Genomic DNA, 15,539 nt, shown 5'->3' with positions numbered 1-15,539 from the left:
CGCCCCCGGGCCCCGTCCCGTGGGTGGCGATGTACCACTCGGTGGGTGACTGCTCGGACGATCCGTACCGCATCACGGTCACGCCCGAACGGCTCGAGAGGCAGCTGGCCTGGCTGCGCCGGCGCGGGCTGCGCGGTGTGTCCGTGGCCGACCTGCTCGCCGCCCGCGCCCGGGGCGAGAGCCGGCGTCTGGTCGGGCTCACCTTCGACGACGGGTACACCGACTTCGTCACCGAGGCCCTTCCGCTGCTGCGCCGCTGGGACTGCGGCGCCACCCTGTTCGTGCTGCCCGGACGGCTCGGCGGCGACAACGCCTGGGACCCGCTCGGCCCGCGCAAGCCGCTGCTGACCGCGGACGGCATCCGGCACGCGGCGGCCGAGGGCGTGGAGATCGGCTCGCACGGGCTGACCCACGTCGACCTCACCCGGGCGGACCAGCCCACCCTCGAGGCCGAGGTCGCCGAGAGCCGCGCGCGGCTGGCGGAGCTGACGGGCACCCGGCCCGACGGCTTCTGCTACCCGTACGGCACCGTCGACGCCCGCGCCGTGCGGGCGGTGCGGAAAGCGGGGTACGCCTACGCCTGCGCCATCGACCCCGGCGCGCTGACCGGCCCGCACGCCCTGCCGCGCCTGCACATCGGCCAGAACGACACGGCCTGGCGCCTGCACCTGAAGCACCGTCTGCACCGGTGGCGCCGACGTCCGGTGAAGGGGCTGTGAGATGAGGGCTCTGCACATCATCACCGGTCTCGGGGTCGGCGGGGCCGAGCAGCAGCTGCGTCTGCTGCTGCGTCACCTGCCCGTGGGCTGCGACGTCGTGACGCTCACCAACCCGGGTGCCGTCGCCGAGGGGCTCACCGCCGACGGGGTCCGCGTCGTGCACCTGGGCATGGGCGGCAACCGTGACCTGACCGCGCTCCCCCGGCTGGTCCGGCTGATCCGCTCCGGCGGCTACGACCTGGTCCACACCCACCTGTACCGGGCCTGCGTCTACGGCCGGCTCGCCGCGCGGCTGGCCGGGGTCCGCGCGGTCGTCGCCACCGAACACTCCCTGGGTGACACGCAGATGGAGGGCCGCAGGCTGACGGCGGGGGTGCGCGCGCTGTACCTCGGCAGCGAGCGGCTCGGGTCGGCGACGGTCGCCGTCTCCCCGGCGGTGGCCGACCGGCTGCGGCGGTGGGGCGTGCCCGCTCCCCGTATCGAGGTCGTCCCGAACGGCATCGACCTGGACCGCTTCCGCTTCGACCCGGAGCGGCGCGCGCACACCCGCCGGCGCCTCGGTCTGCCGGAGGGCGCGTTCGTCGTCGGCGGCGTCGGCCGGCTCGCCCCGGGGAAGCGGTTCGACGTCCTCGTCCACGCCCTCGCCCGGCTCCCGGACGACCACTGGCTGCTGCTGGTGGGCGGCGGCCCCGAGGAGCACCTCCTGCGCCGCACGGCCGGCGAGGCCGGTGTGGCCGGCCGCGTCCTGTTCACCGGCGAACGTCCCTACGGCCCGGACGGCTCGCCGGGCCCCGACCTGCCCTCGCTCCTGTCGGCGATGGACCTGCTCGCCTCCCCGTCCTCGGAGGAGGCGTTCGGCCTGGCCGTCGTGGAGGCGCTGGCGTCGGGCCTGCCCGTGCTCTACACGTCCTGTCCGGCGATCGAGGACGCGGCGCCGTCGGCCGCCGGCGCCCGGCGGGTGCCCGGCGGCCCCGAGGAGTACGCGCGCGCGATCGCCGAGGTCCGCGCGGCGGGCCCCGGGCCACGCACGGTCCCCGAGGCCGCCCGGCACTACAGCATCACCCGCAGCACGGCCCGCCTCATGGACGTGTACGCGGCAGCCGTCTCCCGTTCCCCCTCGTCCCCCTCGTCCCCCTCCTCACCTTCGTCCCCCTCACCTCTCGGAGCCAGCACGTCATGACCGACACTCCGGCCCGTCGGCACCGCCTGTCCCCGGACCGTCTCAGGAGGCTGCCGACCTGGTCCGCGCTCGTGGTCGGCGGCACTCTCGTCGGCGGCCTGACCGGCGGCATGTACGGCGTCCTCACCCCCACGACCTACACGGCCACCAGCTACGTCGTCGCCGTACCGACCGCGGGGTCCACCCCGGAGTCCGCCCGCGGTTTCGCGCAGGCGTACGGACGGGTGGCCACGCAGCTCGCGGTGCTCGGGGACGCCCAGGTGTGGGCGGGCGTCCCGCTGCGGACCCTGCGGGACAGCGTGAGCACGGCGACCTCACCGGACGCGCCGATGGTCGCCGTCTCGGCCACCTCGGCGCAGCCCGGCCTCGCCGTCGACATGGCCAACGCGGTCTCCCGCGCGCTGACCCGGCACGCGGAGCACACCAAAGGCAGCACCCAGGTCCGGCTCGTGCAGTTCTCGCGTGCGGTGAAGCCGGACGAGCCGACGTCCGCGTCGCCCGCGGTGACCACCCTGGTGGGGGCGAGCGCGGGCGGGCTGCTGGGCTCGCTGGCCCTGCTGGCCCGGCCCCGGCACAACGGCCGGACCACCGAGGTCTCCGCGACCATCACGACCGCTGAGGGCACCGCGACCATCACGACCGCTGAGGGCACCGCGACCGCCGAGACCGCTGATCACACCCCGGCCGCCGCGGTGCCCGGCCCGGCCACCGCCGCCGACGCGCGCGAACAGCGGTGACCACGGTGTACCCGGCCGGGTCGGCGGTGGCGCTACCCCAGGCGCGACCACCAGTCGAGGCGGAGGCAGAGCTTCCCGCCGAGCCACTGCTCCACCCGGTCGCCCAGGCCCAGCGGCGTGCAGCTCTTCGGCGGCTCCGGTGCGGTGGGCGGGAGTGCGGGCGTGGGCGGGAGCGTGGGTGTGGGCACGGGCACCGGGGTCGTCGTGCTGGTGCGGCCGAACAGCGTCGTCCGGTAGACGCGGGACGATTCCGGGTTGTCGCCGCACTGCCACACCCCGTGCGGGCAGTAGTCGGTCACCGTGTTGTACAGCGGCCGGTGCTCGTCCATCCACGCGAGCATGCGGCGCATGTACTCGGGATTGTCGCCGTTGCGGAAAAGCCCCCATTCGGGATAGGAAATGGGCTTGCCGTGGGCTTTCGCGAAATCCACGTGCTCCTGGAGCCCGTACGGCTCCTCCACCTGTTCGTCGAACGGCATTCCGGCCGGCTGGTCGTAGGAGTCCATGCCGACGATGTCGACCGCGTCGTCCCCGGGGTAGCACTGCGTCCAGGGAACGGAGTCCCGGCCGCGGCTCGGTGTGAAGTCGAACCGGAACTTCTGGCCCGGCACCGCCCGCATGGTGGTGACGATCCTGTTCCAGTACTTCTTCCAGGCCTCCGGATCCGGCCCGCACCGATGGGTGTACGTGACGCCGTTCATCTCCCAGCCGAGCACGAGGATCGTGTCCGGCACCTTCAGCCGGACCAGCCGCTCGGCCAGGGCACGGAAGTGGTGGTCGAACTCTCCGGCCGCGCCCCGCCGCAGCAGCTGCCGGACCTCCTCGTCGGAGACGCCCTCCTCGTTGCGCTCCTGCAGGGGCACGTTGAGGACGAGCATCCGGTCGTCCTTCTTGTTGCGCCACTGCGCCCACGCCTCGAGGAAGCCGACGTCGCCCTCGATGTCGCTCCAGTGGTTGCCGGGCAGATAGGTGTGGCCGACGCGGAGCTCGGCACCGCCCAGCCAGCGGCTGAACTGCTCCATACGGGCCACACCACGGGCGTCGGACGCGAGGAAGGCGCCGAAGGGCGGGAACGCCCCTCGCGGTACCGGACGGGACGGCACCTCGACCGGGGGCACCTCGACCGGAGGCACCGCGACCGGAGGCACCGTGACGGACGCCGCCGGACCCGGTGCCGGAGGGCGGGAGTCGTCGCCCGCCACCTCCACCCCCGTGCCCGCCATGAGGCCGGATGCCAGGGCGGCCGACACCGCGACCGCCACCGCGCCCACGACCTGCCCGCGAACCCGGACACGCTCGTGTTGTGGGGCCATACCGGCTCCTCTCTTCGCTTCTCGTCCGACCTTCAGCTTCTGGACTCTTTATTGACGAACAGTCATACGAAAGTCAGTCACAGGACATCCCGTGACGCCACTGACATGCGGCTTCCGAGTGCCGCGCTCCCCCGTGCGGGTGAGTCGATCGAAAAGAAACCCTAAACCCCAAATAACCCTGAATAGCCCTGAAGAGTCCCGCAGGAATCGAAAGAAGGAGGAATTCGTGCCGCTGCTCGACACCCGTGTCCCCGCCGTCATTCTGCGGATCGACCGGAATCCCTTCCACCACGGAACGCTCGGAGCCGTGCGTTCGCTCGGCAGGGCGGGAGTGGAGGTGCATGTCGTCGCCGACGAGTCCGCAAGTCCCGTCCGCCGCTCACGTTATGTCCGGCGGCTGTATCCACCGCCGGCGCCCGGCGCGTCCACGGACGACGTCCTCGCCGTGCTGCGCCGCGTGGCCGACCGGATCGCACGACCCGCCGTCCTGGTCCCGATGGACGACGCGAGCGCCATCGCCGCCGGGCGCCTGCGGGACGCCCTGGCACCCTCCTACCTGCTGCCCGAGATGCCCGGCACGCTGCCCGAACGCGTCGCCGACAAGGCGCAGCTGGCCGCCGTGTGCGCGTCCGCGGACGTTCCGCACCCGGTCACGCTCGTCCCGGACAGCCCGCAGCGGGCCATCGAGGACGCCCGGCGGCTCGGGCTGCCCCTGGTGGCGAAGTGGAGCCGGCCCTGGCTGCTGCCGGCCGGCAGCGGGCTGCGCAGCACCCGGCTGGTGCGGTCCGCGGAGCAGGCCCGGGAGCTGTATCTGCGCACCGACGAGGCGGGCAGCCCGCTCCTGCTGCAGGCCTACCTGCCGCCGGGGCCGGACCGGGACTGGTTCTTCCACGGCTACGCCGACCACGCGGGCGCCGTGCGCACGGGCGGGCCGGGCCGCAAGCAGCTGTCCTGGCCACGCGGCGCGGGACTGACGGCGGTGGGCCGCTGGACGCCCAACGCCCAGGTGCAGGCCCTGGCCGAGCGGCTCACCGGCGAACTGGGCTACCGCGGCGTCTTCGACCTCGACTTCCGCCGCTGCCACACGACGGGCCGCTACCACCTGCTCGACTTCAACCCGCGCCCCGGCGCCCAGTTCCGGCTCTTCGAGGACAGCGCCGGAGTGGACGTCGTACGCGCCCTCCACCTGGACCTGACGGGACGTCGCCCACCGGTCGGCGAGCCGGTGGCCGGGCGGACGTTCGTGGTGGAGAACTACGCGCCGCTCGCCGCGCTGCGCACGGCGCCGAGCACACGCGAACTGGCCTGGTACGCCCGGGACGACCGCGGACCCGGCCGGGCGATGTGGGGCCTGTGGGCCCGTCATGTGTCCGGCCGGCTGCGCGAGCGGCTGGGCCCCGCTGCGGCGACACCGGCAGCACCCCTGATCCCCCGGGCGGCCTCGCCCTCCCCGACCGACAACGAGAAAGCGAGCAGTTGATGATGTACGACCTTCTGGTGGTGGGCGCCGGACCGTACGGTCTGTCGATCGCGTCCCACGCCGCGGCCGCCGGGCTGCGCCTGCGCGTGTTCGGCCGGCCCATGGCGTCCTGGCGGGACAACATGCCCGGCGGCATGTTCCTGAAGTCGGAGCCGTGGGCGTCCAACCTCTCCGATCCGGACGGGGAGTGGACCCTGGCCGCCTACTGCGCGGAGCAGGGGCTGACGGCACGTCACGCGGAGCCGATCCCGGTGACGGCGTTCGCGGAGTACGGCCTGTGGTTCGCCCGCCATGCCGTTCCGGAGGTCGACGAGCGCATGGTGGCCCGGGTGGCGGTCGGCCCCGCCGGCTTCACGGTGGTCACCGACGACGGGGAGGCGCTGCACGCGCGGACGGTGGCGCTGGCGGTCGGTGTGATGCCGTTCATCGAGGTGCCGCAGGCCCTGCGCGGACTGCACCCCTCCCTGGTGACGCACAGCAGTCACCACAGCGACCTCGCCCCCTTCCGCGACAAGGACGTCACGGTGCTCGGCGGCGGTCAGGCCGCCCTGGAGACCGCGGCCCTGCTCGCCGAACAGGGCACCCGCGTACGGGTGCTGGCGCGGGCGGACCGGGTGCGGTGGAACGACGTGCCGCCGGCCTGGGAACGCCCCTGGTGGCAGTCGGTCCGCTCCCCGCACAGCGGTCTCGGCCCCGGCTGGCGGAACTGGTTCTACTCCGAGCGCCCCGGCCTCTTCCGACGGCTGCCGCAGCAGACCCGGTCGCGCATCGCGGCCACGGCGCTGGGTCCGGCGGGCGCCTGGTGGGTGCGGGACCGGGTGGAGCGCGCGGTGGAACTGCTGCCGGGCCACGAGGTCACGGAGGCCTGCGCGGTGCCGGGTGGCGTACGGCTGGACCTGGTGAACCACACGGGTGAGACCCGCTCCCTCGGCACCGAACACGTCATCGCCGCCACGGGGTTCCGGGTGCACCGCGACCGGCTCGGCATGCTCTCCGCCGAGCTGCGCGGCACGCTGGCGGCCCTGCCCGACGGGTCCCCGGCGATCGGACTGGGCTTCGAGTCCTCCCACCCCGGCCTGTTCTTCGCGGGTCTGACCACGGCGTCCGGCTTCGGCCCGTCCATGCGCTTCGTCCAGGGCGCGACGTACACCGCGGCGGCACTCGTCCAGGGGGTGCGCCGCCGGCTCAGGTCCACCCCCGCGCGGGGAAGGGTCCCGGTCCCCTCGTCCGTCGGCCGGACCGACTCGCCGACACCGGTGAGCCTCTGACGGGAAACCCTCCCCGTACTGCACTGAGCCCCCGGACCGGCGCGGGCCACCTCGTGCGGTGGCCCGCGCCGGTCCGGGGGCGTGCCCGGCTCGGAGCTCCGGAAAGCCCCGCGGTGCCGGGCCGACGGGGCCCGGCACCCGGGAACCGCTCTCCGCTATCCGCGCAGGGCGGCGCGGCTGCGGCGGTACAGCAGCGCCCCGCCCACGAGCAGGGTGGCACCGGCGGCCGAGGCCGCCAGCATGCCCTCACTGCCGGTCTCGGCCAGGTGCGGCGGCGCACCGGGCTCCTCCACGTCCTGCGGCGGCGTGTCCACGACCTGCGCGGGGGGCGGGGTGTCCGTACTCGTGGGCGGCGTCGAAGGCGTCTCGGTCTCCGTCTCGGTCTCGGGCACCTGGCTCTGCTCGGTGCGGCAGTCGTTGTCGGACGCCTCGTTGAACAGCCCGACCAGGTTGACGTTGTTGCCGCACACGTTCAGCGGGAGGCCGAGGGGCACCTGGATGAGGTTCCCGGACGCCACACCGGGAGAGTCCGTGGCGACCCCCTCCGCCTGCGCGCCACCGCCGCCGCTGCCGCCGTGCGAGGTGGTGCGGCAGTCGTTGTCGGACGCCTCGTTGAACGCGCCGATCACGTCGACGTTGTTGCCGCACACGTTCACCGGCGCGTGCACCGGCGCCTGGACGAGGTTTCCGGACGCCACACCCGGGGAGCCCTTGGCGACCCCCTCCGCGTGCGCGCCACCGCCGTGGCCGTCGTACGAGCGTTCGGCGGAGGACAGGCTCCCGGACTTGTCCTCAGCCTTGGTCGCGGACGTGGGCTCGGACGCGTGCGAGGTGTTGGCGCACAGGTTGTCGGACGCCTCATTGAACGCGGAGACCACACCGACGGTGTTGCCGCACACGTTCACCGGTACCTCCACCGGCGCCTGGACGCTGTTCCCGGACAGCGCACCGGGAGAGTCCGTGGCGGCTCCCTCCGCGTGCGCGTCGGCGAAGGCGGGGGCGCCGTACAGAGAGAGAATGCCCGTGGCGGCGGCCGCCGCGAACACTCCCTTGCTCAGGGTCTGTCGCAATGTCGTTCGTCTTCCTGCTCGAAGAAGTGGGAAAGCCGGCGGCCTCGGCACGAAGAATCGACGCGCGAGGCCGGCCACGGCGGAGCCGGGGGCCGGTACCTGGACACCACGGCATGCTCACCGTCGGGGACGCCTGCGGAAGATGCCGGTGTACCGCGGACGGAGCAGCACAGCGCTTTCCTTTCTCGTGGCGTCGCAAGCCCTTCTGCTTCATCAACCCGACGCACGGGAATCGGTTGCGCAGATTCACCCGCTTGGCCCACTCGGCCCACTTCGGGCATGCGCGGCTACGACACCACGTCCTTGCGGGCGAAACCGCGGAAGGCCAGCGCGAACAGCACCAACGCGTACGTCACGGAGACCGCGGTGCCCTGGATCATGCCGGACCACTCCGGGTCCGGCTGGACGGCGTCCGCCCAGGCGAACTGCCAGTGCGCGGGCAGGAAGTTCCGCCAGTCGCCGAGGGCGGTCACCGCGTCGAGGACGTTGCCGACGATGGTCAGTCCGACGGCTCCGCCGACCGCGCCCAGCGGGGCGTCGGTGCGCGTCGACAGCCAGAACGCGAGCCCGGCGGTGACCAGCTGGGACACGAAGATGTACGCCACGACCACCACGAGCCGCTGCGCCGCCGTCGCGGGGTCCAGCGAGCCGCCGGTGGGGATCCGCAGCGGGCCCCAGCCGTAGGCGGCGGTGCCGACGGCGAGCGCGACGACCGGCAGCAGCACCATCGCGGCGAGGCTGAGCCCCAGCCCGACGACGAGCTTGGACCACAGCAGCCGCATGCGCGGCACCGGCGCGGCGAGCAGATAGCGCAGCGAGGACCAGCCGGCCTCCGAGGCGACCGTGTCCCCGCAGAACAGGGCGACCGGGATGACCAGCAGGAAGCCCGCCGAGACGAACAGGTTCACGGCGGCGAAGTTGGCGCCGGAGGCGGTGGCCGTGTCCATCAGGGTGATCCGGCCCTCCCGGCCCTCCGGCTCACCTCCGATGGCGAAGGCGACGGCCAGGACGAACGGCAGGGCGGCGAGGATCGCGCCCATGACGAGCGTGCGGCGGCGCTTCAGCTGCCGGACCAGTTCGACCCGCAGCGGCAGGGTGCGGCCCGCGCGGTAGCCGTCGGCCACCTCCACGGGCCCGGCCGGCGCTCCGGGTCCGGTGGGCCCGGCCGGTTCCGTGGGCCCGTTCCGCTCGGTGAGCGTGCTCATGCGGAACCTCCGATCAGCGTGAGGAAGGCGTCTTCGAGGCGGCGGTGCGGGCCCACCGACTCCACCGGCACGTCCAGCCGGACCAGTTCGGCGACCAGTCGGGCGGCGGTGCCGTCGGCGTCGAGGCGGACCAGCAGCCCGTCGTCGGCGCGGACCGCCGAGGCGACGCCCGGCAGGGCGGCCACCTTCTCGGCGAGCGGCTCGTCCACGGGGGACGCGGTGCCCACGAGCAGGGTGTCGCCGGAGCCGACGATCTCCCGCACCGGACCGGCCTGGACCAGCCTGCCGCGGTCCATGACGACGAGGTGGGTGCAGGACTGCTCCACCTCCGACAGCAGATGGCTGGAGACGATCACCGTGCGGCCGGCGGCCGCGTACCGGATCATCACCTCGCGCATCTCGCGGATCTGCGGCGGGTCCAGTCCGTTGGTCGGCTCGTCCAGGATGAGCAGGTCGGGCAGGCCGAGCATGGCCTGGGCGATGGCCAGGCGCTGGCGCATGCCCTGGGAGTAGGTGCGCACCGCGCGGGCGAGGGCGTCGCCGAGGCCCGCGATCTCCAGGGCCTCGTCCAGGTGGGCGTCCTCGGCCGGGCGCCCGGTGGCCTGCCAGTACAGCTCCAGGTTCTCCCGGCCGGACAGGTGCGGCAGGAAGCCCGCGCCCTCGACGAAGGCGCCGACCCGGGAGAGCACCGGGGCACCGGGGCGGATCGCGTGACCGAAGACGCGGATCTCGCCGCCGTCGGGGGTGATCAGGCCCATCAGCATGCGCAGGGTGGTGGTCTTGCCCGCGCCGTTCGGCCCGAGCAGGCCGAGGACCTGGCCCTTCTCCACCCGGAAGGACAGGTTCCGCACGGCGTACCGGTCGGTGGAGCGGGCGTAGCGCTTGCTCAGGTCCGTGATCTGCAGGGGCACGTCCGCGAGTGCGGGATCGGGGGGCGCGGCGGCCGTGCGGCGGCGGCCGGTGAGCACCAGGACGAGGGCGGTCACGGCTCCGGCGAGCGGCAGCCACCACACCCACGCGGGCAGCGGGGCCGCCGCGGTGGTCACCCCGGGCGCGGTGGGGACGGTGAGGTCGCCCTTGAGGGAGACGGTGTACGTCGCCGGGGCGGCCGGTGAGGCGTAGCCGAGGTCGGTGGAGGCGAGGACCAGGCGCAGGCGGTGGCCCTGGCGGACCTCGTGGTCGACGGCCGGGAAGGTGACGGTCACGTCCTTGCCCGCCTTGGCGTCCTCGACGCGGACCGGGGTGACCAGCTGGGAGGGCAGCACCTGCTGTCGTCCGTCCGGGCCGACGTCGTACACCTTTCCGAAGAGGACGGCGTCGTCACTGGTCGACCTCACGTGCACGGTGGCCGTCGGCGATCCGGTGATCCGCAGGTCGCCGGTGACCGGGGCCGACTCGAAGCGGGCGTGCTGGCCGGGGAAGTCCAGGGAGACGCCGACGCCGAGCGAGGACAGCTGGGAGAGGCCGCCGGTACCGCCGAGGCCGGGCAGGGCGGAGACGGCGGGCGGGCTGGCGCCGGCCGGATTGGCGAAGCTCTGCTCGCGTCCGGTGAGCGGGACGTCCTTGCCGCCGCCGGTCAGGCCCGGGTAGCGGTCCGCGCTCGCGCCGCTCAGCACGGCCCGCCCGTCGGTGGAGTCGACGCCGCCGGTGCGGGTGACGCGGAAGGCGGGGCCGGTGTCGGCCCCCTTGTCCTCCTTCAGGTACCGGTCGAACCAGGCCCGGGTCCGGTCGCGGACGCGGTCCGCCTCCGGTTCACCGCCGTCGTGCCCGCCGGCGATCCAGTCGACGTCGACCGGGGCGCCGTTGGCGCGGATCGCCTTCGCGGCGGCGTCGGCGTGGCCGAGCGGGAACAGGGAGTCGTTCTGCCCCTGCATCAGCAGCGTCGGTACGTCGATGCGGTCGGCGACGGCGGACGGGGACCGCTCTTCGAGCAGCTTGACGGCCTCGGCGTCCGGGGTGCCGGACTCGGCGACCCGCTCGTACATCCGGCACAGCGCGGGTTCGAACTTCTCGCAGCCGCCACCGGAGTTGACGAAGATGCCCGCCCACAGCTTCTTGAACACGCCGTTCGGGAACAGCGCCTCGGCGAGGTCGAAGTAGGTGATCGCGGGGGCGAGGGCGTCCACCCGGTCGTCGTGCCCGGCGGTGAGCAGCGCGATGGCCCCGCCGTAGGAGGCACCGGCCATGCCGAGGCGCGGGTCGCCCTCCTCGTCCAGCTGCACCTCGGGCTGCTCGGCCAGCCAGTCGATGAGCCGGGAGACGTCGGCGACCTCGCCCTTCGGGTCGTTCAGCCCGATCTTCCCGGTGGACTCGCCGAAGCTGCGCGCGGACCAGGTCAGCACCGCGTACCCCTCGCGCGCGAGCTCCTCGGCCTGCTGCCGTACGTCGTCCTTGCTGCCGCCGAAGCCGTGCCCGAGCAGCACGGCGGGGCGGCGGCCGGCCGGGCCGGCGGTGAAGTACGAGGTGTCGATGCGCACCCCGTCGGCCGTACTCGCAATCCGGTCGGTCCGGCTGACCGCGGGCGCCGCGTCCTCGGCGGCGACGGCGGTCCACGTACCGGCCCCGGCGAGCACGACGACGGCGGCCGCGGCGGCTGCGATCCGTCGCGGCCGCCGTCCACCGCCACGCCCGCCCCCTCGCAGACGGGCCCGCAGCTGGGTCATTCGGAAGTCCATGCCTGAACCCTAAAGGGGCTCGCCGCGCCCTCCGGCTGCCCCCAGGGGGATACCGATCCCCTCCCCCGGTCGTACGCGGATCCCCCACATACACCGGACGCGGTACACCGGCCTGGGCTGCGTACCGGAGCTATCGGGGTGCGGAACACCCCCGCACACCCCCGCGTCAGCGGGGAGGACCCCGTCCCCGCAGGCCGACATCCAGGCAACCGAGCCCGAGCGAAAGGTCGTTGGCAACCAGAAGGGCAGCGTCGGCAAGAAGATGCCCTTGCTCTCGTACGCCCCTCACAGCGACCAGGCAAAAGCCATACTGCTGACCGCCCCGGAGGTACCGTTACGTCTCCAGGGCACCGGAGTCATCGTGCGTGGATGGTGTTGCGATCCTCGGCCACCCCGGAGCGTGACCGCCACGTTCGTGACCAGGCCACCCCACCGGATACGGCCGTTGTTGCGATCCTCGGCCACCCCGGGGGGTAACCGCCACCCTTGTCGGTGGGCACGCGCCACGACTTGACCACCTTGTTGCGATCCTCGGCCACCCCGAAGGGTGACCGCCACGACGGGACGACCCCGTACGGTTGACGCATGGATCTTCGTTGCGATCCTCGGCCACCCCGGAGGGTGACCGCCACTCCTGACGGACAACGGTGAGCTGACCGAGGAGGCCGTGTTGCGATCCTCGGCCACCCCGGAGGGTGACCGCCACCACCGTGCTGCGCCTCATGGACCGGCGGGCCAAACTGTTGCGATCCTCGGCCACCCCGGAGGGTGACCGCCACTCGCCCCTCCCGCAGCAGCTGGCGCACCGCGACGGCGTTGCGATCCTCGGCCACCCCGGAGGGTGACCGCCACCCCGGCTGATGGGGCTCCTCGGCAAGGACCAGTGGAAGTTGCGATCCTCGGCCACCCCGGAGGGTGACCGCCACCCGGGAGTGGTGGGGGCCCCAGGAGCCGATGATGGTGTTGCGATCCTCGGCCACCCCGGAGGGTGACCGCCACAGATTGATCCGGTCCTGAATGTCCAGGACCCCGGCGTTGCGATCCTCGGCCACCCCGGAGGGTGACCGCCACTCACGCGTCCTCCTTGGCGGAGATGGTGGCGATGGGGTTGCGATCCTCGGCCACCCCGGAGGGTGACCGCCACCAACCTCGGCTCCGCCCGCTTCGAACTCCACGACGAGTTGCGATCCTCGGCCACCCCGGAGGGTGACCGCCACGCTGCCTGAGCAGCGAAAACAGCGTACTGCTCGCTGCGGTGCGGGTAAGCAACGGGTGACAGAGCTGCCCAATGCGGACATTCGACTTCGGTGCGATCCGCGTGTCGTGTGTGTGCTTCCGGTTCCGAAGCAGGGTGCTGCCAACGGGGGAAGGACTTGGAGGTTACCGATTTGGTGCTCTGTCCGGCCAGTGTCAGACATGGCGGCTACGGTCTTGGCCTCGGTGGGGCGTGGAGGCACTGTCCGGAGCGGAGAGGGAGCAGTGTGGCTGTAGGGGGTGCGTTGTATGCGCACAGTCTGAGTGCTGTCTCAGGGGCGCGGCACACGTTGGAGGACCACTTGCGTGGCTCGGCTGCGCTGGCGCGGCGCTTCGGAGAGGTGTTCGGGGCCGGCGAGTTGGCGGAGTATCTGGCCTTGGTACACGACGTGGGCAAGGGGGCGTGCGCTTGGCAGGACAAGCTCAAGGCTGTCGAGGCGCGCGGGGGTAAAGGGAAGGTGGGGATCCCGCACAAGCATGCCGGCACAGTGCTGGCGGAGCGGTACACGCAGTTGGCATGTGCGGCAGTGGTGTTCGGGCATCATGGCGGGCTTCCGGACATGGAGCGGCTCCGGGACGAGTTGCACAAGGGCCGCCCCGGTGGCTCGGAGGCCGCACGGGTGGAGGAGGCGATCCGCGCTGTCGAGCGGATCGTTCCGGAGATCCACCGCCCGTCGCGGATTGCCCCGCCCGGCTGGTTGCTCGGCCTGCCGAAGCGGGATCAGCGGCTGGGGCTCGACCTTCTGGTGAGGATGCTGTTCTCCTGCGTCGTGGACGCGGATTACCTCGACACGTCCGCCCACTTCGGCGGTACGCCGACGCGGGTGGGAGAGCCGGTGGACATGGCGGCTCTGGTGGAGCGCTACGAGGCCCGGAGGAAGCGGTACCTGGCGGGGCGGGAGTCTTCCCCGGTGGATGCCCTGAGGCATTCCGTGTACGAGCAGGCGTGTGCGGCGGCGACGGATGAGCCAGGGATGTATGTGCTCCAGGTCCCGACCGGTGGGGCGAAGACCATGGCCGCGGGCGGCTTCGCGCTGCGGCATGCGGCGGAGCACGGCATGCGGCGGGTCGTCCTGGCGGTGCCGTTCATCTCGATCACGGAACAGAACGTGGCCGTGTACCGGGACCTGCTCGACCCCGATGACGTGGGCGGCGAGCCGACGGTGGTGCTGGAACATCACAGTGCGGTGGACCTCGACCCGGAGGGGGCTGCGCTCGGTGAACTGACCGAGGAGCAGCGTGACGTTCTGCGGCAGCGTGCCCGGACGGCGAAGCTGGCCGCGGAGAACTGGGACGCGCCGTTCGTGGTGACCACCACGGTCAGGCTGTTCGAGTCCTTGTTCTCTCACCGGCCGTCGCAGATGCGGCGCTTGCACAACCTAGCCGGCTCGGTGATCGTCCTGGATGAGGTGCAGGCTCTGCCGGATCGTCTTCTCGCACCGATCCTGAGCGGCTTGCGGGGGCTGGTGGATCACTTCGGGGTCACGGTGTTGCTGGTCTCGGCGACCCAGCCGTCGTTCTGGGAGCTGTCGGCGTGGAAGGGGCTGGAGCGGAAGGCGGTCGTCGACGATCCGGCGGCGCTGTTCGAGTCTTTGCGGCGGGTGCAGTACGAGTGGCGCACGGGGCAGGACGTGACGCTGGAGAGCATCGCGCGGGAGGCGGCGGAGCACCCGCAGGTGCTGACGGTGGTCGGGACCACCAGGGATGCGGCACGTTTTCACCGACACCTGGAAGCCGCATCCGCCGAGGGTCTGGTGCTGCATCTGTCGACGCGGATGACCGGTGCCCACCGCAGGGAGGTGATCGCAGAGATCCGCGCACTGCTCCGCCGGGGCGAGCCGGTTCAAGTGGTGTCGACCAGTCTGATCGAGGCGGGTGTCGATGTCGACTTCCCGCGGGTGTACCGGGCGTGGGCGCCTGCGGAGTCCCTGCAGCAGGCGGCCGGCCGCTGCAACCGTGACGGACGCCTGGCCTTCGGCACCGTGATCGTCTTCGACCCCGCAGACGGCGGCCGGCCGCGCAGTGCCGAGTACCAGGCCGCGGTGCAGGCCGGGAAACAGTTCTTCGGACCGCAGCCGCTTGCCGAGCCAGACGATCTGGACGCGCTACACAGCTACTACCAGCGACGCTACGCCTACCAGCAGGGCGGGCATCCGGAGTCCGGCTTGGGAGCGGAGATCCAGAAACTGCGGAGCGCCCTTGACTTCCCGCAGGTGGACCGGGAGTTCCAGATGATCGAAGACCAGCACAGTGTCCCGGTGATCGTCATCCGCAACGAGAGTGACCGGGAGCAGATCGAGGGGGCCGTCGCACAGCTGACGGATCCGTTCCGGCCATGCGGCCCGGAGGTGCTGCGCAGTCTCCAACAGCACACGGCCTCCCTGCCGAAGAGGGAAGCCGACGCCGCGCTGTGCTCCGGGCTGGCAGTCCCGGTGACGGGCGACCTGCTGCTCTGGCACGGCGCCTACCACGAGCGGCGCGGTCTCGACCCCGACGAGCCAGAGGACCTCGACGCGTACGGCATGGTGTGACTCTCTCCTGAAGACGGCTGCCGGAGTGCCACGATAGGCGGGCGGCCCGATACGGGCCTGTGGCAGCCTCCCCGTCCCCTGACCGGTGGTGGGGCTGAGGATCGCAA

Annotated in this window: 10 protein-coding genes and 1 CRISPR repeat array; of the genes, 6 read left to right on the top strand and 4 right to left on the bottom strand. The window is 72.6% G+C overall.

Features of this window, described 5'->3' with window-relative positions; all coding sequences use genetic code 11:
* Positions 1–29 precede the first annotated feature (29 nt).
* The 3 genes from PYS65_RS23745 to PYS65_RS23735 are packed head-to-tail and all read left to right on the top strand — an operon-like array spanning position 30 to position 2,636.
* Positions 30–719, top strand: coding sequence for a polysaccharide deacetylase family protein (locus PYS65_RS23745; RefSeq protein ID WP_279338050.1), 690 nt, complete (start codon positions 30–32; stop codon positions 717–719).
* 1 nt (position 720) lies between these two features.
* Positions 721–1,899: a glycosyltransferase gene (locus PYS65_RS23740; protein WP_279335961.1), complete on the top strand. Its 1,179-nt coding sequence runs from the start codon at positions 721–723 to the stop codon at positions 1,897–1,899.
* The gene (locus PYS65_RS23735; protein ID WP_279335960.1) at positions 1,896–2,636 is read left to right on the top strand and encodes a YveK family protein; all 741 of its coding nucleotides are present in this window, start codon (positions 1,896–1,898) and stop codon (positions 2,634–2,636) included. Before PYS65_RS23740 ends, PYS65_RS23735 begins: the two co-directional genes overlap by 4 nt.
* Positions 2,637–2,668: 32 nt before the next feature.
* On the opposite strand, the gene PYS65_RS23730 is transcribed toward PYS65_RS23735, so the two are convergent.
* Positions 2,669–3,949 carry a glycoside hydrolase family 26 protein gene (locus tag PYS65_RS23730; protein ID WP_279335959.1) on the bottom strand — a complete coding sequence of 427 codons (1,281 nt, stop codon included), beginning with the start codon at positions 3,947–3,949 and terminating at the stop codon, positions 2,669–2,671.
* Between the two features lie 226 nt (positions 3,950–4,175).
* On the opposite strand from PYS65_RS23730, the gene PYS65_RS23725 reads away from it, so the two are divergent.
* Positions 4,176–5,429 carry a carboxylate--amine ligase gene (locus PYS65_RS23725; protein WP_279335958.1) on the top strand — a complete coding sequence of 418 codons (1,254 nt, stop codon included), beginning with the start codon at positions 4,176–4,178 and terminating at the stop codon, positions 5,427–5,429.
* Positions 5,430–5,431: 2 nt separating this feature from the next.
* Positions 5,432–6,697: an NAD(P)-binding domain-containing protein gene (locus PYS65_RS23720; RefSeq protein WP_279338049.1), complete on the top strand. Its 1,266-nt coding sequence runs from the start codon at positions 5,432–5,434 to the stop codon at positions 6,695–6,697.
* 155 nt (positions 6,698–6,852) lie between these two features.
* Here PYS65_RS23720 and PYS65_RS23715 read toward each other — a convergent pair whose 3' ends face one another.
* The 3 genes from PYS65_RS23715 to PYS65_RS23705 all read right to left on the bottom strand — a co-directional run bounded on the left by PYS65_RS23715 (position 6,853) and on the right by PYS65_RS23705 (position 11,647).
* Complete coding sequence (locus PYS65_RS23715; protein ID WP_279335957.1) at positions 6,853–7,767, bottom strand: chaplin family protein; 915 nt, start codon at positions 7,765–7,767, stop codon at positions 6,853–6,855.
* A gap of 287 nt (positions 7,768–8,054) precedes the next feature.
* On the bottom strand, positions 8,055–8,972 hold the full coding sequence (locus tag PYS65_RS23710) for an ABC transporter permease (RefSeq protein ID WP_279335956.1): 918 nt from the start codon (positions 8,970–8,972) through the stop codon (positions 8,055–8,057).
* Positions 8,969–11,647, bottom strand: a complete 2,679-nt coding sequence (locus PYS65_RS23705; RefSeq protein WP_279335955.1) for an alpha/beta fold hydrolase — start codon at positions 11,645–11,647, stop codon at positions 8,969–8,971. Before PYS65_RS23705 ends, PYS65_RS23710 begins: the two co-directional genes overlap by 4 nt.
* Positions 11,648–12,021: 374 nt before the next feature.
* A CRISPR array of direct repeats spans positions 12,022–12,864; the repeat unit is 37 nt; unit sequence GTTGCGATCCTCGGCCACCCCGGAGGGTGACCGCCAC.
* Positions 12,865–12,954: 90 nt separating this feature from the next.
* Between PYS65_RS23705 and PYS65_RS23700 the strand changes: the two genes are divergently transcribed.
* On the top strand, positions 12,955–15,432 hold the full coding sequence (locus PYS65_RS23700; protein ID WP_341483695.1) for a CRISPR-associated endonuclease Cas3'': 2,478 nt from the start codon (positions 12,955–12,957) through the stop codon (positions 15,430–15,432).
* Positions 15,433–15,539: the final 107 nt, after the last annotated feature.

Origin of the sequence: Streptomyces cathayae (assembly GCF_029760955.1) — a bacterium.
Classification (GTDB): Bacteria; Actinomycetota; Actinomycetes; order Streptomycetales; family Streptomycetaceae; genus Streptomyces; species Streptomyces cathayae.
Note: the sequence above shows the minus strand (reverse complement) of the source record. Positions and strands in the feature narration are given on the sequence as shown.

What these genes read in the sequence shown, in the direction of transcription:
- PYS65_RS23710 (WP_279335956.1), bottom strand. Translation starts at nt 8,972, where the DNA reads ATGAGCACGCTCACCGAGCGGAACGGGCCCACGGAACCGGCCGGGCCC.
- PYS65_RS23745 (WP_279338050.1), top strand. Translation starts at nt 30, where the DNA reads ATGTACCACTCGGTGGGTGACTGCTCGGACGATCCGTACCGCATCACG.
- PYS65_RS23740 (WP_279335961.1), top strand. Translation starts at nt 721, where the DNA reads ATGAGGGCTCTGCACATCATCACCGGTCTCGGGGTCGGCGGGGCCGAG.
- PYS65_RS23720 (WP_279338049.1), top strand. Translation starts at nt 5,432, where the DNA reads ATGTACGACCTTCTGGTGGTGGGCGCCGGACCGTACGGTCTGTCGATC.
- PYS65_RS23705 (WP_279335955.1), bottom strand. Translation starts at nt 11,647, where the DNA reads ATGGACTTCCGAATGACCCAGCTGCGGGCCCGTCTGCGAGGGGGCGGG.
- PYS65_RS23735 (WP_279335960.1), top strand. Translation starts at nt 1,896, where the DNA reads ATGACCGACACTCCGGCCCGTCGGCACCGCCTGTCCCCGGACCGTCTC.
- PYS65_RS23730 (WP_279335959.1), bottom strand. Translation starts at nt 3,949, where the DNA reads ATGGCCCCACAACACGAGCGTGTCCGGGTTCGCGGGCAGGTCGTGGGC.